The following is a 22,964-nucleotide window of genomic DNA, read 5'->3' as shown; positions in this document are numbered from 1 at the left end:
TATAACTGACAATTAGCATTATTCCACCCTGGTGTTCACATCACAAAACCCATTGGATTTCCCCTTAGATAAAGGACCTGATAAATCGATGTGAGCATAATACATAAGCCTTACAGTGATTAGATACCTGTGAAAGTAATTAGGCACCCCTGTGAAAAGATCTAATAAACATCTAGTTTGAGTCTGAAGAGACCTTATCCGTATGCTTTAAAAAATCGTCTAATTTCTGTAAAATTGTCTCAAGCTGTTGACGCTGAGTGACGTTGAGCTGAGATTCAACCTCCTTCACCTGCTTAGCGACAGCCCTTATTCGCTTCCCAAACGATACTGGGGTTTGTTGACCCGGTTCAGTTAGTTGTGCTCTTAATTCCTTGACCTGCTGCTGTACCCATCTAAATGATGCAGACTCACGGTTTAAAATCTCATTGAGCAACGTTTGACGTGCGATCGCATCCTTAAGTTTGTGTAACTCTAGAGCAACTGACCATGAAATTTGTCCCTTAAGATGAGCCTGGATGAGTTCATCCGATAATGTAAGACTACGAAGATTCCGAGTTCGGAACGTTTGTAGCTCAATGTTAAATGACTGCAGTACCGATTCGATATTTTGCAATGCTTGACTCGGTGCAACGTCACACCGGGAGCGCTTATCCGGATGTCCCTCGGTGCGGATAATTTTAGCCGCTTGTGCTTGACTGAGACCATAACGGATCTCGATCAATCGCAAGATGGCCATAGTTTCCTCTAATTTACTGAGATCCACGCGTTTGACGTTCTCAATCAGTGAAAACTGTAGTGCTTCTTCATCACTAAACTGATTGACCAGACAGAGAACTTTTTCTATTCCTGCTTTTTGGGCAGCTCGCCAACGACGTTCTCCTGCAATTAGTTCGTATTGTTCATTATCTAGTGGTCTAACATTGAGGATCCCCTTAAAGCCATTTTCTCTAAAACTCTTGGCCAGGTTATCGATCTCCGACTCATCAAAATACTGACGAGATTGCAATGTTCCAGGTTGAATATTCGCAACAGCTAGCCACTGCTCCATAGGCTCATGATCTAACCGTCTTTTATTTAACCACTGTTTGTCACCCTCAATGTGTTCCTGACTTTCAATAATAGGAAATATGAGACTATCACTCTGTCCATCGGACAGCTGAATAGTAGAAGTCGTAGACAAATTCTTTAGATCGTCGTTAAACATTTTTCGGTTTCCTAACTAGCTATCGTTGGATTTCCATTGATTGCAAGAACAACGCCATGGTGAAGGCTATGCATTTTACTAACCAGGTCTGTTAAGTAAAATGTAAAGTCTGATAAATCACATCCTCAGTGTGGCGAATATTGAAAGCAGAAAAAATACCGATAAGTTCAGGTTTATTCAGATAAACATTCAGGTTTATGCAGAGGCATCAATTTAAGCTGGGAAATCCTGACTAGGTGGGGAGATAGGAAAGTGCTCAAGCATCTTAAGACGCTTGAGCACCCAGTAGGAAGTTAGAAGCATGAGTTAGACGAATAACAAGAGCATTCAATGCTTGCTCAGGCTAACGGAGGAATTACCCATAGGAACAGCTTCTTTGTATATTATATGGAAACTTGAACTGCCTTACTGAAGAGGCTTTGATGCCGTTTAAGGCGTCTGATATGGCGAGCTAATTCATAACGGTTCAAAATATCAATGGGTAAATGCTTAGCACCTTGAATTGTTTCTAGACACTGATCACTACCACATAAGCATGAAAAGGCATCCAATACTTCCCACTCTGTTGAGGGATAGAAGCAGGTAATATACTCGCCTGCCTGAATAGGCTTTATACAAATAACTTCGCCTGCCTGGATATCAAATACCACATTAGGGTCACAGCTATGGCTAATATATCGCAGCTGTGTTGGATAGAGGCCAATATGACAGGTTTCGTCTATTTGTAGGGAGTCATTACTGGGTTGGGAGAACTCATCCAATGCATAGAAGCGAGATAAAAGCTCACCAGGGGCAAAGTTTTTCTTAGCTATGAGGGATTGGGCTCCCTGTGCTTCATCTAAAATCACCTGACAATCATTAGCGATATCAGTGGTTTCAAGATGTATCGGATGTAAGGAGATTGACTTTGTTGTATTGCGAATAATGAGTTCCGCTAAGCTCATGATACTTCTTCCTTGGGGTAGCCTTAGTTGCTAGGCTGTATAACTATGTTGAAGCTGGACAAGGTTTATGATGACGAAAATCCTTGGTAGAAAAAATCCCGAAAAGTTCAGGTTTATTCAGGTATTGAAAGCGATGGTGATGATCACTGTCCCAAGAAATTAAAAAGACGAATGCAATCCCTTTAGACCACGGAAACATACATGGGACTGGATTTATTGTTTTTAGTCATCACTGTGTGAATAAAATCTTGTAAACACGCAATATCCCTTGCCAGACCTTTTTCACTACTCTGCCGATCCAGGCTCCGGAACCGTTGAGAATTGATATTGACGTATGAATCAATAAAGTGTTGACGAGATTTGGCTTTAATTGAGTCAATGGGAATTAGAATAGCTGCTTCGATGACATTGCCAAATTCGAGATTACAAACACTGCCAAAGTAACGAAGCTGATCGCTTGTCTTCAGATAACTATTCAGCAATGACGGCATGGGCTGACCCATTTGCTTAAGTTTACCCTTAAGAGAATGAAGGGCAGTTTGATGGGATGCTTCTGTCCATGAAAGATTTGGGATAGTCGGATTATGAACTCGACAATGCATCTTAGGGATGGCCAACATTTCCTGAGCCATCTCGTAACGCTGCATAAACTGCATCAATAGATTTTGACCAGATTTAAAATGGGGCGACGCAATGGTCACTTTGCCGAAAAAGTAGTCCATATCAGGATACTCCTGCACCAGAGCACCTAGCCCACACCAGACTGCAAATAGCCCCAGTCTGCGTCGTTGGGCACTACGATTCACAACTGAACGTCCCAGTTCAATTGTCTTGGGCAAATACTGCTCTTGAAACCGTTGAGAAAAATCGAACAGCTTTGCAGTTGCCAAATCCAGTTCACCGTCTGAATGGATAGCATCACGACAAAGAATGTAACGATACATGGAGACAATTTCCTGGGCAACGGGATCCCAAACCACTAGCTGACGATAAGGCACTGGGCCCTGATCAAAGATATCGATATCCTTCGGTTTGCCAGTGCCACCACCCTCCCTCCGAAATTCGACTTCTCGAATCCGACCAATCTCAGTCATGACTCGGGGCGAATCATCGGCAGTCACCAGATAAATTTCTAATCCTTTATGGGTCCGAATCAGCTTGTCTGCCGTCAGCTCAGACGCCAAAACATGCTTATCCACTGGATGGGTAATCGAAGGGAGAGTCCTCGCTATGACTTTCATCCATATACCTCCAAGCCTTCAACGTTATTAGGTGGTCTCGTTGGAAACGCCCCCATGATGCCTGACATCGTTAGCAGTAGAAATTTTGAAATGTTATTTTAAGATAGCGTGGTAGGAGTCGCTATCCCTGAGCCCATGTCCACTTCCAGAATTGGCGTTTTACCCTAGGGCGAAAGGTCAGGTAAAACTTAAACTTGTTTTAACACCCCCTAGCCTACTTCACCTAATTCAAAAAAGAGTCTCAAGATGAGATCATATTTTAAACGTTAGGGTTAGTAGTTTGTACGGAGTTAGATTGAAAATGTTTGGTGAATTCTTAATATACTTCCTTGTCAGCCCGCGATTTAGCAACCTGGGTTAGGGATTGTTTGCTGTATCTCCTGGCTTAATCTTTTATGGTCAGTTACGATCGCCTCTTCAAAGACCGCCCTTTAACGGTATCCTCGAAAAAAACGTTGCTTCGTCCTCGCCCCTTCGCTTCAGCGGTGACTCACCCAGAGAGTTCAGATCCATCTACGACGACCGTTTCACCCAAGTCAGAGCCTGTTTCCACGTTTGACTTTAGTAAGGTAGCCATTACAGACAGGGGCTCAGTGCCTGTTGTACCTTTTCAGAATATGCTATCTATGCCAGTTCAACCCAAGCTGAGCATTGGTCAACCTGGTGATAAGTATGAACAAGAAGCAGATACTGTGGCAAAGACAGTGGTGCAGCAAATTAATAGTCCTTCAACAGGTCCTCAAATAGCCCAGCGAGAAGAAGATCGTCAGCCGCCGCCGCTCCAACTAATGTCCACAGTGCAACAAGACACAAGTTCGCAGTTAGATCAGCAGAGGTTGCAACCCCAGTTAGAACCGTTGACTGTTTCACATCAGTCAATGAATGTCCCCATGATTCAGTGTGATTGGGAACCCGATGGTGGTCACCAAAAATGGGACGAAGGTCAATATAGATGGTTTCGCAAATTTGATTCAACTGAAGGACAATATATCTACGCGTTTGTAACTGCTTTAGATGGGGAAGACTTCGACGATATTCTTGGAGTTGATATTTCTGACTCTAATGCCGCTATTCTTGAAGCCTTTTTGGACGAATGTGGTTATGGCGATGCCCGTATTTTTAGGGAAAGAACTTACTGGGAAACTCAAATTTCTACTTTAGACCAAGTATTACAATTAGGTGCAACGGCCAATCCATTCCCTCGGCCACCCGCTGATGGTGATGCTCCGGTAGGATTAGAAGACGCTGACTCTCAGGAACTTTCTACTGAAGTTGTTGAAGAGGTTTCTGACATTGTTGAAGAGGAGCCTATACTGGATGATGTCCCTGAGCTGGCAGGATTATTAGCACCCGTTATTGGGGAAGCAGGTGAAGAGTTTGAACAACCAGAATGGAGTCAGGAGCTGTTTGGTAAGGTTATGACTCAGCTTGGTAAATCTATGGGCTTAGGTGGTATTTGTAATGCTATTACAGCAGCCGGGCTCAGTGGATTTTTGGCTCCACCCACTGCAGGTAGTTCAGGAGTTGGGAGAGCTATTATTGAGCCGTTACTTGGACTCAAAAAGCTTTTAGACCAGGCTGCCCAAGACATCCGTGAGCAATCGGCTGAAACAACGACTTACTTTGTCCGTTATTTGAAGTCAGGTAACGTTGATCAAGATTGGTTTAGCAACCTTGATCGGGCCAATGCTTCTTTAGAAGCTGTTAAGTTTGTAGATTTTTGTAAGCAATATGGCTTCGAACGCTCGCCTAATCAGCGAACTGATGTGATCGAGTATGTAGATAATTACGCTGACTCAGGTACGCTTAATATTTTTGATATGTTAGACTATGATGCTTTGTCCCCAGCCTCCATAGGCTCTGAAATTGCAAGTAAGTTGTCTACGTTCTACAGTAGTGAAAATGATGTTAAATGTGATGGATTAGTTTCCCTTGGAATGAATGTAAAAGAGTATGTGGTGAAAGGGGAAGGACATCAAATTGGATTCAGTGCTATTCCTCAAGAAGATCAGCAGTATGAGTGTGTTATTCGAGATCAAAATACCGGTGTAGTTAAGACAACGGTTAACACACTGGCAGATGTTGCTAACCAGTTAGCTCTGCATATCCACAACTTTTATGTTTTACGGCCATTAGATATAGAGGTACCCAGCATTGGGGTATGTACATCTAATGTTATGGATTTGGAAATGATTCTTTTCCAAGGAATGTAGGGAGTCGCTGGGGTCTGGAAGCCGCACTCTTGAGAGGACAATGCCACGATCAAAGCGGGCAACGTGCCCGAAGATGGTGAGGATAAGCCGCCTGTAAAGTCTCATTCACACACTTCTTTAGATCTTTAGATCTCTGAGACTAATCTCTAAACGTGATCTGACATAATCGAGGGGCGATTATGTCAACCCGACACTCCTGCAAGTCTGAAACAATGCTTGGGATGGAAAACTGACTATGGAAGAAATGAGTCAGGTGTTGCAAGCGCGCAATCGCAGTGACCTGTCTCCAGTGGAGCTATTGGTCTTTAGTGCTTGTAAAACAGCCTCTGGTGATAGTCGAGCGATCTTAGGCATTGCCGGTACTGCCATTCGGTCGGGAGTGCGCAGTACCTTAGCTGGACTATGGGCCATTAATGATCAGGCTGCTGCTACCTTTATGGCCGAATTTTATCAGGCTTTGGCTCAGCCGAACACCACCAAAGCCGAAGCATTTCGTCAGGCTCAGCTGGCTTTGATGCAAGACCCGCAGTTAGCCTCTCCCTATTTTTGGAGTCCCTTTGTCCTGGTAGGTAATTGGCTATAATGATTACGTCAGCTTTGATCGACCGTGCTCGGATTCATCTGCTATCCAGCTATGCGGATAAAGGCTAATTGAGAGAGGCTATGAACATAGACACTTTCTAGAAAGCTGTTTGTAAAAAATCTAAAATTTGAGCTTTGAATAAAATAGAGCCACCTACAAGCACAAGCACTAACACCGCTGATGCAATTGGTAAAATCCCAACGTGGCTCTTCATCACGCCCTCCTCGTGATCACGAATTGCCTGGGCAATGGCTTCACTCATCTCTGATCGAAAAGAGTCTAACTCTGTGGCTAATTCTTCTTCTGGTTTCTCTTTTTCTGCATACAGCTTGCGTAGCCGGTCAAATGCACTGCGGGTAAGGATAAGACTTTTATGGGGATTGTCGAAGACAATATCAACAACTTCATCATTGGAGAGAACTGATACAGTAACGGGTTCTACAGCTCGAACTGTGGCGGAGCGAGGTTGGTTATCAATAATGCCAAATTCACCAAAAATATCACCTCGATTGATGGAGCGCAGTATGATGGTGTTCCCGAGATGTTCTCGAATGACTTCAGCCTTCCCTTTGCGAAGGATATAGGCATAATCGCTTGGATCACCTTCGCGTAAGATGATGTCTCCTGCATCAAAGCGTTTTGTTTCCATAGCATGTTCAGACCAAGCAGGGATAACATTATTCTGCAGTAATATGCTATTTTGCCAGATTAAGATTCTCAACTGGTTTCTATCAATCGATTAGCCAGCATTCTGTAAAGTTTTGTAAGCCTATGGTCAGGATTTTCGATCGAGAACACATGGTTACTGGCTAAGATCATCAAATCCTCACTGTGGGGTAAAATAGCTGCCACCTCACAGTTGTAAGCCGTTTCTACCTGTGCCTTCACCTCATTAGCATCAAATAGGGACGGTACCTTATTCATCACAATTAGCAGGTTCTCAACGCCTAACTCTTGAGCGACCTCTACGGTCACAGCGGTCCCCTGATAGTCTTGGGCATCGGGTCGCAGTAAGATGAGCAGGATGTCAGAGAAAGCAATGGCCAGTAGCGTCTCTTCATTCAACCCTGGATGGGTATCAATAATTAAATAATCTAATTCCAGGGCGTCTATGAGTTCATTGAAGCAACTACTGAGAACATCAGCATTGTAACCTGCTCTTAATATGTGGATAATGTCATTGGCTTTCAGGCTAGATGGAATTATAAACAGCCTGCTATCATCATGCTCACCATCCAGAAGGTGGGTGACATCATAGGCAGCTTCCTGGGCTTTGCAGTTACCCTTTAGATAGTCGTTTAGGGTTGATCCGATCGCCTGATCGGTCAGCTTAAATAGGATGTGAATGCCGGGTGATTGAATATCGGTGTCGATTACCCCGACACGATATCCCAACTGGGCCAAGTTGACCGCCACATTAGCACTGGTGCTCGATTTGCCTGTTCCGCCCCGAAATGAATGGATAGAGACAATGGTAGACATTTGTGTAAAGCAAGCATTTTGTAACAGCCCCTTGCTTTACTCTACTGTAATTCAGGGTCAGAAAACTTGATGGGTAAGCGACAGCCCTAGTAATAAATTAGCCAGCTTTTGAGTGGTTCATACCAGATAACTATCAGAATGATCCCCACAACGACAAACAACATTGCGAAGCCAATGTAGGTCATTTTCTTTTCATGACTTTCTAAGGCACCTTCGAGATCATCATAGACCTCATTACGTAGCCTAGCCATGATTTTAGGGCGTTTGGTAGATGGCATAACAGACAAGTTTTATGAGATGCAGTAAATCTTTATGATGGTATCTCTTCTCCTTAATTAGGGAGCATCTACATAGCTATTTTATATGCTTTCGCTTAAGAACGAGACCAATTCCGTAAAGTGCCGTTAAAAACGAATCCAATAACAATAGGAACCACCATGGGTAACGTTAGAAAGATTTTTGGAATCCCCATAGATAAGCACTTAAAGAAACGTTAGAACTGACAAAAATGAAATAATATTTTCTTTTGATTTCCTTGCTACTTCTGTCTTTAGTTGGCTTGATTTTCCTGACTTAAATAGTAAATAACTTTAACTGTGTTCATTCTACATTTCGAGAAAACGGTACCATAACATAAAGTTCATGTGTACTTGAATTTCAGTTAAGGCATGTAAAAACCATGGCTAACTCTCAACCTACTACCCTCGAATCTGGAGGCAAGGGTAGTGGTCAAGCTATATTTCCATTGTGGTGGGGGATTGCTGCTTGCTTAGCTATCATGGGCGTTATCTTGTTGCTAGCTCCCTACAGTATCCACATTAACTTTGTGGAGGATAAAGGGAGTTCTTGGTATTTTTGGCAGCTGCCCGACCCCACATTCTGGACTCACTTTACGGCTTGGGCTGGCTATGCCTTTCACCAAGTCACAATCTGGGGCATTATCTATGCGGCTCAACGTCAAAACCTTAAATATACTAAGGGGTTGCATCCTATCAATGCGATTGCCCTAGGTACCAATCTTTTTTTTGTTGCCTTACATATTTTACAGACCAAAATTTGGTACGACGGTCTAGCCCCTGATGTGCCCTTAGCATCCTCCATGGGGTCCGTTATCCTGATGTTGGTGATGATCATGATCATGGAACACCAACGTCGTGGTTTGTTGTTGGGACAACCAGTGCCGATTCCCTTTATCAAGGATGTGGGTAGGGTCTTAAGAGAATATCATGGTTACTATTTTGCGTGGGCGATTATTTATACATTTTGGTTTCACCCCATAGAAACCACCCTCGGTCACTTAGTGGGTACTCTGTATGTTCTCTTACTGTTGCTTCAAGGAAGCTTATTCTACACGCGAAATCATCTCAATCGTTGGTGGACATTAGCCCTGGAAACGATCGTAGTTATTCATGCAGTCCTGGTGGCTTTAATGACAGCTGATCAAGGTATCGAACAGGCTGCTAAATTTCTCTTTGCATTTGCTGCTATTTTCATTATTACCCAAATGCATGGGGTTAGCTTTAAACTTTGGCAGCGCTATACATTTTTGCTGCTATGGATTGCAGGGGTTTTATGGTTTTATCACGATCGCTGGGAGCTAGCTATCAGAATCTTGAAAGCCCCTATGATGGAATACACCCTGGTATTGCTGCTTACAGCATTAATTTGGTTGGTTTTTCTATTTCCTCAACGATTACTCAGGCGTTATCAAAAAATTACAGAGGAAAACGAAGATATTGGTTAAGGACTTAGCCAATGTTTGATCGGTTCATACTAGATAGCTGCCATGATGATGCCTACTACGATAAACAGCATTACAAAGCCAATGTAGGTCATCTGCGATCGCAGCTCAGCCATCACCCATAATCTCAAGACCATTCATTTATTTAAGCAGGGTTTCGTACTGTACCGCATTCGAACAACCAGATAATTGCCCTCAACAATCAATACTCCCATAGTCAAGCAACTGAATTCTAAATTGGTGACAGAAGATCACCAATTGGTTGATACTCAGAGAATCAATTTTATTCCACAACAATAAGTCTTAGCAATTTCACTATTTCGGTTTTCGAATGCTTTAAAGAATCACAAAAGTAATCATGTTGAAAAATTTCTGGTATGCCTGTGAATTTAGCTCAGCAATTACAAATACACCTAAACGTATAACTCTACTATGTCAGAATTTTGTTTTGTATCGCAATTCTAAGGGACAGGTGATTGCCCTTGACGATACATGTCCGCACCGGGGTGCTTCTCTATCTTTAGGAAGAATAGAGGGAGATTGTATTCAATGTCCCTATCACGGTTGGCAATTTCAAGCAGACGGAGCCTGTGTGGAAATCCCTGCTAATCAGCCAGATGTAAATATTCCCAAAGCAGCCCATGTAACGGTCTATCCCATCCAAGAAAAATATGATTTTGTTTGGATATTTTTGGGTGACTTACCTGAAAATGAACGCCCCCCTTTGCCAGCCTTCTCTGAATTTGAAGACCCAACCTGGCGAGTAATATCTTCGGAATTCAAGTGGAATACTCACTATACTCGAATTGTTGAAAATACAATTGATCCTGCTCACACTCCTTTTATCCATGCCAGTACCTTTGGTAGTGGAGCTGCTAAAGATCCCAAAATTCCTAAACACGATGTACAGCTAAGCGACTGGGGTGGACAGATTATGATTATGCATCCAAAACAAGAGTCCAAGAGTTTCTTTTGGAAGTATATGAGCTACGCATTCAAAGATTTTCAAGGATTAAAAACAATGAGTGGGTTTTATATGCCCAATATTACTATTAACTATATCGGTGACAAAATGATTCTGTTTTCTGTGCACCTTCCCGTTGATGAAACGAACACACTCACGAAAAGAATTTTGTTGAGGTCTATATTACCTTATGCTTGGGCAGACAGCATTTTTAATGCATATTCTCGAAAAATAAGCCTGGAAGACAAACCAATAGTTGAGTCCCAATACCCTAAAATGTCTCCCTGTACTCTCACAGGTACAATCTATACCCCCGCTGATGCATTAATGTTGGCCTACAATAAACTCCGCCACCAATGCCTGGAAAAGGGGTGGGGCATTAAGTCTCACCAAGAAGACAACTCCAAATAAATTGATAGATCTACCAGATTCCAGGGATCAAGCGAAAGCGGACTCGATCTGAATACTCCTCATAACCAGGCAGTTCCGATTGAAGAACACGGTCCTCAAGGGCAGTTCGAATCACTAACCCTATAACAGCAATCAATACTGGAATAAGAGACCAAGTTGACGAAAGTAACAATGGTGTTGCAACCACCCAACTCAAGAAACCCACATAGCCAGGATGACGTACATAAGCATAAGGCCCCTTGTCGATTACCTGGTGCCCACGATCTGTCTGAATTCTTACCGTCTTTTCAAAGAATGGATTTATAACCATGGATTGGTTAACCAGCACCCAGCCAGTCAAAAAGATAAATAAGCCCAGCGACCACGCTACCCCAGGTACATGGGAAACACCATAGAGGGTCTCAAAGATTGCGACCATATAAATGACGATCACACAAAACGTGAATACCGAAAACCAAACTTTATCCCAAGTTTTAGTTCCCTCATTAATTTTCTTACGATTCTTGAGTAATTCAGGGTTCCAGCGCTGCAGACAGGCTAGATGAATACCCCAGGTTGCGGTCACAATCCCTAAATACATCCAACCAACTGTCCAGCCCAACCAACGCCCAAGTACCAATAAAAGTCCGGTCAAGACGATAATTGCAACCACAACCGAAAAAGCTATAAGAGAAAAAGACTTTGAGGATTGAGGAGCAAGATGCACTTCTGAGGCATCTATGACGCGATCCTCTTCACCCTTAGAATATTTGTCAGATATCATCTTAGGTTTCCTCTTCTTAAATAACAGAAACAAGTGCAGCCTACAATAATATACAAAACTGTCCAATCTACTGATACTTCTCTTTTTGGGAAATACTCGTTCATTTCTCTCTCACCTTAAACCATCTTCTGCAGACTTAGAACATCACCCAGGTTTATTCAGATGTTGAGACAGATTCCATCAGGTGTTGGGTAGAAAAACTTGAAGATTCAACCGCATACTTCATCTCCATACTCTTTTTACGAAGCTTGCGATAGGCAACCGTCATTGCATCACCCGCCACATGAATCTCTGCTGCCAAATCATTAGGAACTACACTAGGCCTCTGGCTCTCAAGAGTTGGTTTATCTTCCAAAAATGTTTGGATTGTTATTTTTCGGATAAAGCCATCTGCCCAAGGAAAATTGAAAAGGGTCCGAGAATAGATAGTTTTTATGATGGTTGTATTATCATTAACGGGGATCACGGCATAGGATTGGCGCATTCGAAAATGAGAATCTACGGAAAAAAATGTTACATTAGGCAGACAAAACCTCAAGCTTATGTTTGTTGTCCGTTTTTTCTCCCCGTAAACTAACTTCCAGAATCTTGATACAGGTTGAGGGACATCTACAGAAAGACTTGCCCCAAAATCATCCATCACAACCTTAGCTTTGGTGATGCTAGGGAGAGCCTTTGCAATACCACCACCAAAAGAATTCGCATGAAGAAAGGCTGCGTGAACTGGATCAATCAGGTTCTCTATTACCCGGCTATAATGAGCATTCGCCTTTCTTTCGACATAAATTGTTCGAAAGGCTGGGTCGGAAAAATCAGGCATCGTTGGTAGTGGTGGCTGATTTTCAATAGAAAGATCACCCCAAAATAACCAGATAAACCCATATTTTTCCTGAACGGAGTATACAGGGATTTTTGCTTTACGAGGAATCGGGACATGAAGAGGATTAGAGGGGATTGTAGTGCAAGCTCCATCCGGTTGAAATTTCCAACCATGATAGGGGCATTGAATACAATTTCCCTCTACTTTTCCAAGAGATAGAGCTGCACCTCGGTGGGGACAAACATCTTTGAGGGCAACCACACTGCCAGAGACATCTCTATACAGGACAATTTTCTGATTCCATAGCTCAATTTGCTTAGGCTGATCGGTAACAGCATGACTAAATTCGCAAGCGTACCAAAAATTCTGTAACATGCCTTTCTCTAGTAAAACACTAAATCTTAAGAGTTAATGAGTATAGATTCCCCTCGATATTTTTTACGAAGCTTACGATAGCCAACCGTCATGGCATCACCTGCTACATAAATCTCTGCAGTCAAATCGTCAGGAGACTGATCAGAAGACATTAAGCTCTCAAGAATTAACTGATCTTCCTTAAAAACCTTATCTGTAAATTTCTGGAATAAGCCGTCTACCAAAGGATGCATTAAAAAATTACGATATGAAATAATTTTTATAATAGTCTTTTCATTATTGACAGGACACAAAACAAAGAAATGACGAAACTTGATTTTATCATCGAGAGTTTCCGCTATGAAATTGGGCAGGTAAAAGCGTGTGCTTGATTTAGTCTGACTCACTTTTTTCCCACCAAAAAGGGCTTCCCAAAATGCTAATATCTTCCATTTTGGTACAGTTTTTTGAATAATTCGATAAAAAGAGCCACCAATACTATTTGGAAAAAACTTGATCTCTGCAAGACGGCGAGGTAAATCTGCTACCGAGTGAGGACTAAATGAGTCACTGTGTACAAAGGTCGAATGGGCAGGATCGAGTAAGTTTTCGAATACCCGACTGTAGTGACAATGAATCGTTACTTCGTGATAAATAGGTCGAAAAGACGAACGCGGGAATGACTCTATAGTTGGCAATGCTGGCTGTTTCTCAAACGGAAGATCGCCCCAGAATAGCCAGATGAAATCGTACTTTTCTTGGACAGGATAACTTTTAACGATTGCCCTACGTGGTATAGCAGTATGAGAGGGATTGGAGGGGATTTTGGTGCAAGTTCCATCTGTTTGAAATTGCCAACCATGATAGGGGCATTGGATACAATCTCCATGAACTTTTCCAAGAGAAAGAGCTGCACCGCGATGAGGGCAAACGTCTCTGAGGGCAACCACATGATCAGAATCATCTCTATACAAGACAATTCTTTGATCCCACAGCTCGATTTGCTTGGGGGCATGAGTAACCGCATGGCTAAACTCACACGCATACCAGAAATTCTGTAACATGGCTCTCTCTAGGAAAACAGCAAGCCTTGAAAGCTAACAAGTAGATAATCTACTCGATTTTTTGTATGAAGCTTGCGATAGACGATAGGCAAAGTTCAGAGCACTAAATAAACTATCATTATTATTTTATTCATAGTAATCCGTATAAGTACTTAGAAGTTAGTGTGCTTAATAACACGTAAAAGTTGACAGTTTTTTTTGTGCTCCCCCAATCGCTTAAATGCTATCCTCTGGCCTGTCCTTATCATTAAAGTCAAAGTCCTCCTTCGACTTTGCTCAACCAACAATTGTTTCTGGGGTATGACTCTTCACCAATGTCTGGCCAAGGAATTGGGATTAATCCTCCATGAGCGAATCATCGTCAGATAAGTCGCAGATATATGTAACTTTTCACTTTATTCAGAGTCGTGTGTATGAAATTCGAAAAAACCAAAATGGGGGGTGCGAAACGAAAAACTTGTATAGATGATGAGGGCAGACGCAAAGAAAAGAATGAGGAGACTTTTGAGGGCAGGACCGTATTCTATCTTTTCTAGAGGCTTTTCAAGGATAATGGCTGTATAAACACCTAGCCAAGAAATGATAATTGAAAAATAAAGTTCTATAGCTGTTGGAAATTCAATGCCAAGGGCATCAGGTACATAAAAAACAGATATGAAGGTCCAAGGAACCGTTACGAGAATAAGAAGTCGGGCAAAGAAAAATGATGATCCAACAAACTTATGGTGGCGACGACGTAGATAGTAATCAAAACAACTAATAAGTAGATAAGGATAAAAAAGCATTTTCATATGGGCAAAGTTAGATTCTTGCTCACCTTCGGCTAAAACTGCTGCCCAAGTGCTAGGGAAGAAATCATATAACTGATGCCAAAAAGAAAAAAGAATAATGCCTACCAGAAATTTCAGCCAAGGAAAATTTGAGTTCATATCTACGCACCCTTGAGCACTCTTTAAACTAAAGCTATCAAGTTTGGCAAAGACAGCATGTAAATTTTATTTATCGTTATTAATCGGTATCCCCAGAATTGTACTGAGAAACTAACAAAATTTAATGATTCTAGGAGCGCTTAAGTAAAGACTATTTGGCCAGTTCTCTTGTGTGCAGATTTTCTTTAAGAGATAACCATGAGTCCGTTTGGAAGAGCGGAATGTATTCTAAACTCAAGTAAAGTATATTGTGCGTCATGGAATCCATAGCTACTCCTGTAGAAACACAATATTGGTACTGGCAAGGATTTCTAATTCGCTATCAAAGAGCCGGTGGTATAGGGCCTTGTGTACTTTTGATTCATGGTTTTGGAGCCTCCTCTGATCATTGGCACAAAAATATCCTCGTCCTTGCGCAGGACTATCAGGTCTATGCCATCGACTTGCTGGGCTATGGCTTTTCCGCCAAACCTAAACCGGGCGATCCCCTAGACTATACATTTGAAACCTGGGGACAACAAATTGTTGATTTTTGTAAGGAACTCATTGGAAACCCTGTTTTTTTAATAGGAAATTCCATCGGCTGTGTTGTTGCCCTACAAGCTGCGGTAATGCAACCAGATACAGTGCGTGGTATTGCATTGTTAGACTGTGCTCTAAGGCTACAGCATGAAAGAAAACTAGCAACAGCTCCCTGGTATCAGCGTTTTCTATTTCCTGTTCTCCAAAAGGTTATTACCGCTAAACCCATCGGTAACGTTTTCTTCTCCCAGTTTGCTCAACCCAAAGCCCTTAAAAAAGTGTTGCTCCAGGCCTACGGCAGGCCTGGAGCTGTCACGGATGAATTGGTAGAGATGTTTCTAAAGCCTGCCAGAGAACAAGGAGCTGTTGATGTCTTTTTATCTTTCCTGAGATATTCTCAAGGGCCATTAGCAGAAGACCTCTTGCCCCAGATTAATTGTCCTGTGTTAATTCTGTGGGGAACCGCCGATCCCTGGGAAAATATAGAACTCGGCAAAGAACTGGCTAAATTTCCAGCAGTAGAAGAGTTTATTCCTCTAGAGGGCATTGGCCATTGTCCTCAAGATGATGCCCCTGATTTAGTGAACCCGCTCTTGCGAAGCTGGTTGGCCAAGCATAGCCTACCCAAAGACTAACCTCTACAAATTTATTCATAACAGGTATGACTCGCCGTAATAAAAAAGCATTTTCCAAAATTTCCCCACTGTTTTTTATCTTTATTACGGTTTTAATTAATCGCTTTGGTCTGACTATTCTGATTCCAGTCATGCCGTTCTTGGTGGATCAGTTTAGGTCCGATGCCCTTACACTGGGCTTGCTCACCGCTTCATTTTCCATTGCTCAATTTATCGCCACTCCCGCCACTGGGGTGATTTCAGATCGCTTTGGTCGTCGCCCAGTCATGTTGATCTGTGTGTTGGGGACTGCCCTATCCTTATTAATGTTTGGTTGGGCAGGAGCATTATGGGTCTTATTTCTGTCCAGAATCTTGGACGGTTTAACGGGGGGAACAGATTCTACTGCACTAGCTTATATTGCCGATACATCTGCTCCTGAAGATCGTGGCAAGAATTTTGGCTTAACCGGGGCTGCATTTGGTTTAGGCTTTATTTTAGGTCCCGCTCTCGGTGGCATTTTAGCCAATGTTTATTTAACCTTGCCGGTCTTCTTTGCTGCAGGTCTAGCCTTTTTTAATCTTGCCCTTGGGTATTTCACCCTGCCAGAATCCCTCAAGAAAGAGAATCGAGAATCCTTTGAATTAGGAGATCTCAATCCCTTTTATCAAATCCTCAAATTGGTGAAAAATCATAGAATTCAGGGATTAGTATGGGGAAACTTTATTTTCAATCTAGCCTTTATTGGATTCACCAGTACGTTTGTGTTGTTCTTATTTCGCAAATTTAACTGGACTCCTTTGGAATCTGGGGTGATTTTTGTCTTTTTAGGGGTTACATCTACCTTTATCCAAGGATTTTTAATTCGAAAAATTTTACCTAGGTGGGGTGAGGCAACTGTAACCGTCTCGGGCCTAATCTGTGTCAGTCTCAGCATGTTGATGATTGCGCTGATTCAACCCAATAGTTCGCTCGTATATCCGTTACTGTATACCAGTATGGCTTTTCTATCTATTGGTATGGGCTTTTTTACCCCAGCAATCCGAGGACTGATCTCAAATCAAGTATCTGACAAAGAACAGGGTAAAACCATCGGTGGAAATCAAGGTCTGAAAAGTCTAGCTACTATCTTAGGCCCCATACTGGCAGGCCTCAGTTTTGATTACATTGGCACGTGGGCACCGTTTGGCATTGGTAGTGCCTTAATCCTAGTGGCTCTAGGATGCATTATGCTCAATTTGCGTACATTAGAAACGGTTCACAGTTAGTGTGATGGGAAAACTTATTTATTCAGCCTATACTAGCGCCCACCTACTGCTATTAGCAGTAGGAATTTATTTATTAGATAAGTCACCAAACCAAGGAACTGTCATATTATTGCTAGTACTAGGGGGCTTAGTTTATGACAACCTGATTATTACCGTTGGAGATACCATCGGCGAAGGTCAATACTTAAAGTTCCTCAATCAACTAAGGTATTGGTGTCATGGCCTTTTTTCCCCTTTGTTATTAGTAGTTACGCTACAAATACTTAAGATTGCTGAAATTGTTTGGGTTAGTCATCCCCTCATTTATCCATTCACTTGGGCTCTGGCCATAGGCTTAGTATTAATTGAAGTGTTAACCCGCATGACTCGGTTAACCCTCAGACCTATCGTCTTTTCTAATACCCTACGGTATAAGGAAGTCGTGCCCAGCAAAGAGATTCCCACCATTTTAGTGATCTCCTTGATGATTATGGCTGGTATCCTTCTATGGCAACAGGTTGGTTTTCCCTGGCTATTTCTAGGATCTCTCACTATGCTGCTAGGCAGTGGAGTACCTCCAACAACTGTCTTCGGTCCAGCCATCGGTTCCGGCGTAGAGATTATCCTGATGGCTAGCCTGGTAGCCAGCCAGTTGCTTTTGTAGAAGTTAAAAACCTCTTGATGGTTTATATGCGGACGATTGTATTACTTTCTAGATTGCTTAAATTCAGCTGCCTGAGCCTTCAAATTTTGGAACGTCACATTACCAATAATTTGAATCACCTGTTCAGTCTTGGTAGATTGTTCGATGTCAATCTTAAACGCTTTTATCTGTGAGCTGCGAACATCGTTTTGCTCAGTGGCCTGGTGCCTCTTATTGATCACACTGTCTAGCATCTGAGTGGGGTCTAGAACATTAGTAACAGGTTGACGTTTTGTATTCCTCAATTGTTGAAACATGGCCCTCTGAGCTTTCAATTGACGAAACATTTCACTTTCTACAATCTGGGATATCTGCTGATTTTTAGTAGATTGATCGATTTGGAAAGTAAGTTGGTCAACCATGATGTCTGCCCCTCTTGCTGCTGCTCATGGCTTTATGATGTCAATTATCAATGGCAGAAAAAATCCTGAAAAGTTTAGGTTTATTCAGGTAAAAGTTCAGGTTTATTCAGGTGTTGTGAAAATTAGTGATTGTCGTCATAGTGATGGATTGACGTAGATCACATTTGTAAGAAAAGCGACTAATCAAATGAATTATTGGTCTTTAGGGATAAGGATTTTATAAGATCCAAAAAATATGTCTGAAGAGGTTGCCATGGCAACCTGTACATCAAAAGATAGAACCTAATTGAATTCTCATTCCGGGTATCCGCGTAAGCCGGGAAATTTTTATCAGGTAAGGAAGTTAGTGGTTCGTGGTAGTTAGTTAATCCCTGACTGGAGTTTAACGACTAACTACCAACTGCTATCTTCCAGAAAACGTCCCGCATTAAGTTGATACCCACAAATTCTATTCAGCTTCCTAGATAAAAGAACAGGATTTATGAATTTAAGACCTGAATAAATCTGAAGTTGTATCCCAATAAACCTGAACTTTTCAGGATTGTTTCGACCCAAGATTCTAGCGATAGTAAATACAACAGCTTGAGAAGAGTACTCATCAGACTCTTTAGCAAACTATTGCTCAAGTTTCCAAAAATGGTCCTCACCAATTACCCACGAAGTAGACCAATGAACATAACTTGCAGAACACCATCTAAGATTGTTTCTAATCAAACCGTAGCCTCTCCCATTACCCCAGTCAAAACTCTACCTATTGACAAACAGATACTATCATCTGAACTGACAAAAAATAAGCTAATTCGAACTTGCAAAGGCTTAGAAATATATGTTGTCACCGCAGAGGACTCACCCCAAGTGATGTCTGAAATTGGACGGATTCGAACAGTAGAGTTTCGTCGTGAAGGGGTTGACACAGGTAAGGCTAAAGATATTGATACCTTTGATTATGGACCTAACGCTTATCGCCAACTTGTGGCTTGGGATCCGATCAATCAGGAAATTGTTTCCATGTATCGTTATATTTTTTGCCAAGATGCAATCCAATCCGATGGTAGCATTAGGCTCTCTACGGCTGACCAATTTGAATTTTGTCAGAACTTCCAAACAGATTACTTAAACAAAACAGTTGAGCTAGGTCGTTCGGTGGTTAATCGTAACGCAAAAAATTGCAAAATTGGATTGTTTGCTATTTGGCAAGGGCTAGGTGCTTTACTCCGAGAGTACCCCAATATTAAATATATTTTTGGCAAGGTGACGATTCCCTCCACCTATCCTCAACCGGCTCGAAACCTTTTGATAGAGTTTCTCCAGCTCTATCACCTTAATGTTAATCAGCTATTACATCCTAAGGAAAATGTACGGGTTGTTGTTGACACTAACTCAACTTTTAGAGGTGGAGACTATGCAACGGAGTTTGCCTATCTCAAAAAGCTACTGAAAGATATGGAGCAGGGAATACCACCGCTCATAAATACATACCTTAGAACGGGCGGTGATGATATTCAGTATTTTGGCAGTGCCTATAGCAAGGGGTTTGGTAATGCGATCGCAGCGGCCCTACTACTGCCAACGGCTTCCATCAAAGAGAAACAAAAAAAGCAGTTTATGGATTCTTACACAAGTACTAATCCTCAACGTTTTCGAGAACTTGATCTCAAGTCTCTAGAAAGCAAAGTTTCTTGCTTGGAGCAAGTCATACACTTCATAATCTCTCAAAAAAAATATTTCCTAAGCTGCCCCTTAGTGCTATCTAAGGTCGCTTAGAATGGCTGCTTCTAGGTATCGCAGACCTCAGAGCCAGCCTCTGAAACACCAATATTCAACCAAGATACTGACCAAAGGAAGGTGTACAATGAACCATTCACAACAGGACCTGCTTCAAGCGCTAAAGCAAGCGGCTGAGAGAGACTATATTGCTTCAGTTGCCGAAGTAGAAACATCCCTGGATGCTGAACTAACACGTTTTCGAAATGTTGCGTTTACCTTTACCTCTCTGCCAACCAGTTCACCACTAACAAATCAGGATCTGGGCCAAAAACCTTACTTTCGACTTTTTCCAAACTTAACTGCAAAACCCTACTGGGCAACATCCGATTTCCCTGATCATATCTCTTCATTATTAACATCATTAGAGAGTCAATTTCACCTGTTGTCCTCAGAGTTCGAGCAGGGATTACAGACTGTTCAAGATTCATTTGATGGCACAGCTACAGGTTACTTCGGGACTAATGCTAATTGGCGTTCCTACAATCTTGTGACGGAAGAAGGGCAAGTTATTCCTGAAGCCTTAGCTCGCTTTCCAAAGATTGGAGAAATCCTAACTGAACTAGCAAGCCAAAACTTTCTGTGCAAAACATATTTTGCATTGATGTCTCCTGGTTTACACTTGCCCCCCCACTGTGGAGGACAAAATGCATGCTTACGGATGCATTGGGGACTGCGCATACCGACCGGTGATCTTGGTATTCGTGTCGCTAATATCAAAAGAATATGGGAAAACGGCAAATGTCTGGGCTTTGATGACACATTTGTCCATGAGGCTTGGAATCACACAGATTGTGACCGGTATATCATGCTGATGCGTATTATGCATCCAGAACTATCGTCCATAGAACGGCAGGCCTATTTTGAAATCGAAAACAAGTTCACTCAAACTGACACTTATAAGACATTGCTACAGCTTAAGCAAAAAATAAGTGTGAATGCCCACTGACGTAATCTAAAGGTGTTGTTCCTGCTGAGTCTATGGAACAACTACAGGAAGAACCTGAAAGGGTTTCATGGCTGTTCTCAAAAGATGCGAAGAGTTTCTCATGATATACATCATTGCTGGAATCGTAAATGGACTGGTCACGGGGTTTACCGGGGCCAATGGCATGGCAGTCGTCCTTTCTATCCTACTGTTGGCAGGGGTAAATGTTCATAGCGTGATCGGACTGTGTTTGAGTATACAGGTCTTTACCATGGCAGCGACTCTGATCCCTCTTGTACAGCAGGTAGGGCTTGCTATGGAACTCATCCCAGTCATCTGTATTCCTGCGATGGTAGCCTCCTACGGTGGTGCCAAGGTTTCGCTACAAATGCCAGAGCGTTTTCTCGAAGTGCTTGCTGTTGTTTTACTGTTGATTGTGGGAGTATCGTTGCTAAAGTCCAAATCTTCAACCTCAAGAACTAACAGCACTGCAAAGCCATCCCAATTAAATTCACAGATTTTCGCAAAGATTGGTTTTACGGGAGCAGCGTCAGGCTTTATGGCAGGATTAGTGGGCGGTGGTGGCAACATCATTGTTGCTACTGCTCTCAATCGTATGCTTGGTGTAGCGTTTAGACGAGCTATGGCCCTCAGCCTCTGTTTAGGGATTTCAGCCGCCGCTATGGGGGTAATACCCTACTTGCAATCAGGACAAATTGATCTATGGGCAGCGGGAAAGATGCTGATTCCAGGAATACTCAGTGCTGGACTATCAAGTCACTGGAGCCGTCAAGTGCCAATCAATCGAATTCGACGGATGCAAGGTCTTTATTTGCTTGGTATCGCCACACTGTTAACCATACGCTCTTTACACTAAGAGGTGATTATGAAACTACTCCGCATGGTGCAAAAGTTTAAAGATGGTTTAGCGGTTTCGCCTTACCCTCTTTCCTATACCCTGGCGTATCCCTGGTACGCCCATCAACCTTCATTCAGAAATCATTCTGGGGTTTCCCCAGCACCGCTAGTCCGCCGACCTGCACAGGAAGATAATAGCCTCGTACGGTTAGTGTTTTTTGGCGATTTAGTTGGCTTATCTGCAGTACCCATAATCGACGATAAACTGCGACAAGTTTTTAGCCGTGCTGACCTGGTCATTGGTAATCTCACCGGGTTATGTGGAGAACGTACTGGCGATAATCTTTGGGAGCAAGCGATTGATCCTGATTTCCTGGTGAAGTTGTTTTCAAAAGTTGGTGTGTCAACCGATCGTCTGGTGATTAGTGTGGCCAATAATCATGCCCAAGATGCTGGCGATCAGGGTCTTGAAACCACACTTAGAACTTTTTCAAAACATCACATCGATACGGTGGGACAGATCACAGAAGGTCGTCCTACCCATCTTGTGCGTACATTACCATCAGGCCTGAGTGTAGGGATTTGGGCATGGACCCACTGGCTCAACAATTCTACAGAAAATGGCTTTAGAGACCCAACAAATTTTGGCATATTGCATAGCAAACAGGCCCCTGAGCTATTATCTTCCGATGCAGTTGATACAACAGTAGTATTGCCCCATTGGGATTATGAATATCAACACTTTCCATCCCGTGCTACCCGTGATTTTGCGAAAACCCTTGCTGCCCAAGATGTCGATATAGTAGGTGGCTGCCACCCTCATGTATTACAGCCAATCGAAAAATTTGGTGATTGTCACATACTCTACAGCTCGGGTAATTTTTTGCAAGGGAACATCGAGATTTCTCGTTCTCTGTCAAGTCGTCTGGGCGCACTATGGGAAATCATGTTGTTTACTAAAGGCAGCAAGCGAGGGAAAGTGGCTGGGTATCAATTACATCCATTTGTGCATGATCGCCAAAGTAATTCTCTCCGTTCGGTAGATCCTAAAGACCAGGATGCTTACAAAATTCTAAACCGGATATATGCTTTGCCAGATAGATCCTTTGAACAGCTTTACCCGATGAATGCTCGTCCAGTTCAGCCCACAAACGGACGCCTGATTGAATTTCACGAAGAATAGCGATGGTGTGAATTCTGAATGGGGATCAGGGTGAGTGCGAGTTAGTCCTGCACGCCCTCTTTCTATCTCA

Annotated in this window: 22 protein-coding genes and 1 pseudogene; 12 read left to right on the top strand and 11 right to left on the bottom strand. The window is 42.5% G+C overall.

The genetic code is table 11. The features are described 5' to 3' along the window. Window positions 1–172: 172 nt before the first annotated feature. From IXB50_RS01420 to IXB50_RS01410, 3 genes and pseudogenes are all read right to left on the bottom strand, one after another. Window positions 173–1,204, bottom strand: coding sequence for a ParB/RepB/Spo0J family partition protein (locus IXB50_RS01420; protein WP_215607151.1), 1,032 nt, complete (start codon window positions 1,202–1,204; stop codon window positions 173–175). A 383-nt stretch (window positions 1,205–1,587) separates the two neighbouring features. Beyond that, window positions 1,588–2,154: pseudogene (locus IXB50_RS01415) on the bottom strand (SET domain-containing protein-lysine N-methyltransferase); the annotation flags it as partial. A 176-nt stretch (window positions 2,155–2,330) separates the two neighbouring features. Further along, window positions 2,331–3,389: a GNAT family N-acetyltransferase gene (locus tag IXB50_RS01410; protein ID WP_215607149.1), complete on the bottom strand. Its 1,059-nt coding sequence runs from the start codon at window positions 3,387–3,389 to the stop codon at window positions 2,331–2,333. A gap of 395 nt (window positions 3,390–3,784) precedes the next feature. On the opposite strand from IXB50_RS01410, the gene IXB50_RS01405 reads away from it, so the two are divergent. After that, on the top strand, window positions 3,785–5,602 hold the full coding sequence (locus IXB50_RS01405; protein ID WP_215607148.1) for a hypothetical protein: 1,818 nt from the start codon (window positions 3,785–3,787) through the stop codon (window positions 5,600–5,602). Between the two features lie 229 nt (window positions 5,603–5,831). Next, complete coding sequence (locus IXB50_RS01400) at window positions 5,832–6,185, top strand: CHAT domain-containing protein (RefSeq protein ID WP_281413219.1); 354 nt, start codon at window positions 5,832–5,834, stop codon at window positions 6,183–6,185. A 97-nt stretch (window positions 6,186–6,282) separates the two neighbouring features. Here IXB50_RS01400 and IXB50_RS01395 read toward each other — a convergent pair whose 3' ends face one another. The 3 genes from IXB50_RS01395 to IXB50_RS01385 all read right to left on the bottom strand — a co-directional run bounded on the left by IXB50_RS01395 (window position 6,283) and on the right by IXB50_RS01385 (window position 7,945). Continuing rightward, window positions 6,283–6,834, bottom strand: a complete 552-nt coding sequence (locus tag IXB50_RS01395; protein ID WP_215607146.1) for a cyclic nucleotide-binding domain-containing protein — start codon at window positions 6,832–6,834, stop codon at window positions 6,283–6,285. A gap of 68 nt (window positions 6,835–6,902) precedes the next feature. After that, window positions 6,903–7,667 (bottom strand): MinD/ParA family ATP-binding protein, encoded by a 765-nt coding sequence (locus IXB50_RS01390; protein WP_215607145.1) that lies wholly within the window; start codon window positions 7,665–7,667, stop codon window positions 6,903–6,905. Window positions 7,668–7,753: 86 nt separating this feature from the next. Then, window positions 7,754–7,945, bottom strand: a complete 192-nt coding sequence (locus tag IXB50_RS01385) for a hypothetical protein (RefSeq protein ID WP_215607144.1) — start codon at window positions 7,943–7,945, stop codon at window positions 7,754–7,756. A gap of 401 nt (window positions 7,946–8,346) precedes the next feature. Here IXB50_RS01385 and IXB50_RS01380 point away from each other — a divergent pair, with 401 nt between their 5' ends. Then, window positions 8,347–9,411, top strand: coding sequence for a hypothetical protein (locus tag IXB50_RS01380; RefSeq protein ID WP_215607143.1), 1,065 nt, complete (start codon window positions 8,347–8,349; stop codon window positions 9,409–9,411). A 355-nt stretch (window positions 9,412–9,766) separates the two neighbouring features. After that, on the top strand, window positions 9,767–10,783 hold the full coding sequence (locus IXB50_RS01375) for an aromatic ring-hydroxylating dioxygenase subunit alpha (RefSeq protein WP_215607142.1): 1,017 nt from the start codon (window positions 9,767–9,769) through the stop codon (window positions 10,781–10,783). Window positions 10,784–10,793: 10 nt separating this feature from the next. Here the strand turns inward: IXB50_RS01375 and IXB50_RS01370 are convergent, their stop codons facing one another. From IXB50_RS01370 to IXB50_RS01355, 4 genes are all read right to left on the bottom strand, one after another. Then, the gene (locus IXB50_RS01370; RefSeq protein ID WP_215607141.1) at window positions 10,794–11,546 is read right to left on the bottom strand and encodes a methyltransferase family protein; all 753 of its coding nucleotides are present in this window, start codon (window positions 11,544–11,546) and stop codon (window positions 10,794–10,796) included. 154 nt (window positions 11,547–11,700) lie between these two features. After that, window positions 11,701–12,741 carry an aromatic ring-hydroxylating dioxygenase subunit alpha gene (locus IXB50_RS01365; protein WP_215607140.1) on the bottom strand — a complete coding sequence of 347 codons (1,041 nt, stop codon included), beginning with the start codon at window positions 12,739–12,741 and terminating at the stop codon, window positions 11,701–11,703. Window positions 12,742–12,767: 26 nt separating this feature from the next. After that, on the bottom strand, window positions 12,768–13,784 hold the full coding sequence (locus IXB50_RS01360) for an aromatic ring-hydroxylating dioxygenase subunit alpha (RefSeq protein WP_215607139.1): 1,017 nt from the start codon (window positions 13,782–13,784) through the stop codon (window positions 12,768–12,770). Between the two features lie 395 nt (window positions 13,785–14,179). Beyond that, entirely contained in the window at window positions 14,180–14,713 is a 534-nt protein-coding gene (locus IXB50_RS01355) for a DUF6512 family protein (protein WP_215607138.1), read from the bottom strand. A gap of 257 nt (window positions 14,714–14,970) precedes the next feature. Here IXB50_RS01355 and IXB50_RS01350 point away from each other — a divergent pair, with 257 nt between their 5' ends. Genes IXB50_RS01350 through IXB50_RS01340 form a run of 3 tightly spaced genes read left to right on the top strand, consistent with a single transcriptional unit; the run spans window position 14,971 to window position 17,760 of the window. Next, window positions 14,971–15,870 carry an alpha/beta fold hydrolase gene (locus IXB50_RS01350; RefSeq protein ID WP_215607137.1) on the top strand — a complete coding sequence of 300 codons (900 nt, stop codon included), beginning with the start codon at window positions 14,971–14,973 and terminating at the stop codon, window positions 15,868–15,870. Window positions 15,871–15,896: 26 nt separating this feature from the next. Next, on the top strand, window positions 15,897–17,117 hold the full coding sequence (locus IXB50_RS01345) for an MFS transporter (RefSeq protein WP_215607136.1): 1,221 nt from the start codon (window positions 15,897–15,899) through the stop codon (window positions 17,115–17,117). A gap of 4 nt (window positions 17,118–17,121) precedes the next feature. Beyond that, window positions 17,122–17,760 (top strand): hypothetical protein, encoded by a 639-nt coding sequence (locus IXB50_RS01340; RefSeq protein WP_215607135.1) that lies wholly within the window; start codon window positions 17,122–17,124, stop codon window positions 17,758–17,760. 41 nt (window positions 17,761–17,801) lie between these two features. Here IXB50_RS01340 and IXB50_RS01335 read toward each other — a convergent pair whose 3' ends face one another. Beyond that, a complete protein-coding gene (locus IXB50_RS01335) occupies window positions 17,802–18,161 on the bottom strand; it encodes a hypothetical protein (RefSeq protein ID WP_215607134.1) in 360 nt (119 codons plus the stop codon). On the opposite strand from IXB50_RS01335, the gene IXB50_RS01330 reads away from it, so the two are divergent. The 5 genes from IXB50_RS01330 to IXB50_RS01310 all read left to right on the top strand — a co-directional run bounded on the left by IXB50_RS01330 (window position 18,160) and on the right by IXB50_RS01310 (window position 22,894). Beyond that, complete coding sequence (locus IXB50_RS01330) at window positions 18,160–18,318, top strand: hypothetical protein (protein WP_215607133.1); 159 nt, start codon at window positions 18,160–18,162, stop codon at window positions 18,316–18,318. The genes IXB50_RS01335 and IXB50_RS01330 overlap by 2 nt on opposite strands. A 701-nt stretch (window positions 18,319–19,019) precedes the next feature. Beyond that, a complete protein-coding gene (locus IXB50_RS01325) occupies window positions 19,020–19,925 on the top strand; it encodes a GNAT family N-acyltransferase (protein ID WP_215607132.1) in 906 nt (301 codons plus the stop codon). A gap of 88 nt (window positions 19,926–20,013) precedes the next feature. Beyond that, complete coding sequence (locus IXB50_RS01320) at window positions 20,014–20,874, top strand: aspartyl/asparaginyl beta-hydroxylase domain-containing protein (RefSeq protein WP_215607131.1); 861 nt, start codon at window positions 20,014–20,016, stop codon at window positions 20,872–20,874. 100 nt (window positions 20,875–20,974) lie between these two features. Next, window positions 20,975–21,730 carry a sulfite exporter TauE/SafE family protein gene (locus IXB50_RS01315; RefSeq protein WP_215607130.1) on the top strand — a complete coding sequence of 252 codons (756 nt, stop codon included), beginning with the start codon at window positions 20,975–20,977 and terminating at the stop codon, window positions 21,728–21,730. 9 nt (window positions 21,731–21,739) lie between these two features. Then, window positions 21,740–22,894 (top strand): CapA family protein, encoded by a 1,155-nt coding sequence (locus tag IXB50_RS01310; protein WP_215607129.1) that lies wholly within the window; start codon window positions 21,740–21,742, stop codon window positions 22,892–22,894. Window positions 22,895–22,964 lie beyond the last annotated feature (70 nt).

This window comes from Leptothoe spongobia TAU-MAC 1115 (genome assembly GCF_018739885.1).
Taxonomy (GTDB): Bacteria; Cyanobacteriota; Cyanobacteriia; order Phormidesmidales; family Phormidesmidaceae; genus Leptothoe; species Leptothoe spongobia.
The sequence above is the reverse complement of the archived record's forward strand: the minus strand, read 5'-3'. Positions and strand labels throughout refer to the sequence as shown.

Bases quoted from the DNA above. Each gene is read 5' to 3' on its own strand.
- IXB50_RS01420 (WP_215607151.1), bottom strand. From the start codon at position 1,204: ATGTTTAACGACGATCTAAAGAATTTGTCTACGACTTCTACTATTCAG.
- IXB50_RS01410 (WP_215607149.1), bottom strand. From the start codon at position 3,389: ATGAAAGTCATAGCGAGGACTCTCCCTTCGATTACCCATCCAGTGGAT.
- IXB50_RS01405 (WP_215607148.1), top strand. From the start codon at position 3,785: ATGGTCAGTTACGATCGCCTCTTCAAAGACCGCCCTTTAACGGTATCC.
- IXB50_RS01395 (WP_215607146.1), bottom strand. From the start codon at position 6,834: ATGGAAACAAAACGCTTTGATGCAGGAGACATCATCTTACGCGAAGGT.
- IXB50_RS01390 (WP_215607145.1), bottom strand. From the start codon at position 7,667: ATGTCTACCATTGTCTCTATCCATTCATTTCGGGGCGGAACAGGCAAA.
- IXB50_RS01385 (WP_215607144.1), bottom strand. From the start codon at position 7,945: ATGCCATCTACCAAACGCCCTAAAATCATGGCTAGGCTACGTAATGAG.
- IXB50_RS01380 (WP_215607143.1), top strand. From the start codon at position 8,347: ATGGCTAACTCTCAACCTACTACCCTCGAATCTGGAGGCAAGGGTAGT.
- IXB50_RS01375 (WP_215607142.1), top strand. From the start codon at position 9,767: ATGTTGAAAAATTTCTGGTATGCCTGTGAATTTAGCTCAGCAATTACA.
- IXB50_RS01370 (WP_215607141.1), bottom strand. From the start codon at position 11,546: ATGATATCTGACAAATATTCTAAGGGTGAAGAGGATCGCGTCATAGAT.
- IXB50_RS01365 (WP_215607140.1), bottom strand. From the start codon at position 12,741: ATGTTACAGAATTTTTGGTACGCTTGCGAATTTAGTCATGCTGTTACC.
- IXB50_RS01360 (WP_215607139.1), bottom strand. From the start codon at position 13,784: ATGTTACAGAATTTCTGGTATGCGTGTGAGTTTAGCCATGCGGTTACT.
- IXB50_RS01355 (WP_215607138.1), bottom strand. From the start codon at position 14,713: ATGAACTCAAATTTTCCTTGGCTGAAATTTCTGGTAGGCATTATTCTT.
- IXB50_RS01350 (WP_215607137.1), top strand. From the start codon at position 14,971: ATGGAATCCATAGCTACTCCTGTAGAAACACAATATTGGTACTGGCAA.
- IXB50_RS01345 (WP_215607136.1), top strand. From the start codon at position 15,897: ATGACTCGCCGTAATAAAAAAGCATTTTCCAAAATTTCCCCACTGTTT.
- IXB50_RS01340 (WP_215607135.1), top strand. From the start codon at position 17,122: ATGGGAAAACTTATTTATTCAGCCTATACTAGCGCCCACCTACTGCTA.
- IXB50_RS01330 (WP_215607133.1), top strand. From the start codon at position 18,160: ATGATGTCTGCCCCTCTTGCTGCTGCTCATGGCTTTATGATGTCAATT.
- IXB50_RS01335 (WP_215607134.1), bottom strand. From the start codon at position 18,161: ATGGTTGACCAACTTACTTTCCAAATCGATCAATCTACTAAAAATCAG.
- IXB50_RS01325 (WP_215607132.1), top strand. From the start codon at position 19,020: ATGTCTGAAATTGGACGGATTCGAACAGTAGAGTTTCGTCGTGAAGGG.
- IXB50_RS01320 (WP_215607131.1), top strand. From the start codon at position 20,014: ATGAACCATTCACAACAGGACCTGCTTCAAGCGCTAAAGCAAGCGGCT.
- IXB50_RS01315 (WP_215607130.1), top strand. From the start codon at position 20,975: ATGATATACATCATTGCTGGAATCGTAAATGGACTGGTCACGGGGTTT.
- IXB50_RS01310 (WP_215607129.1), top strand. From the start codon at position 21,740: ATGAAACTACTCCGCATGGTGCAAAAGTTTAAAGATGGTTTAGCGGTT.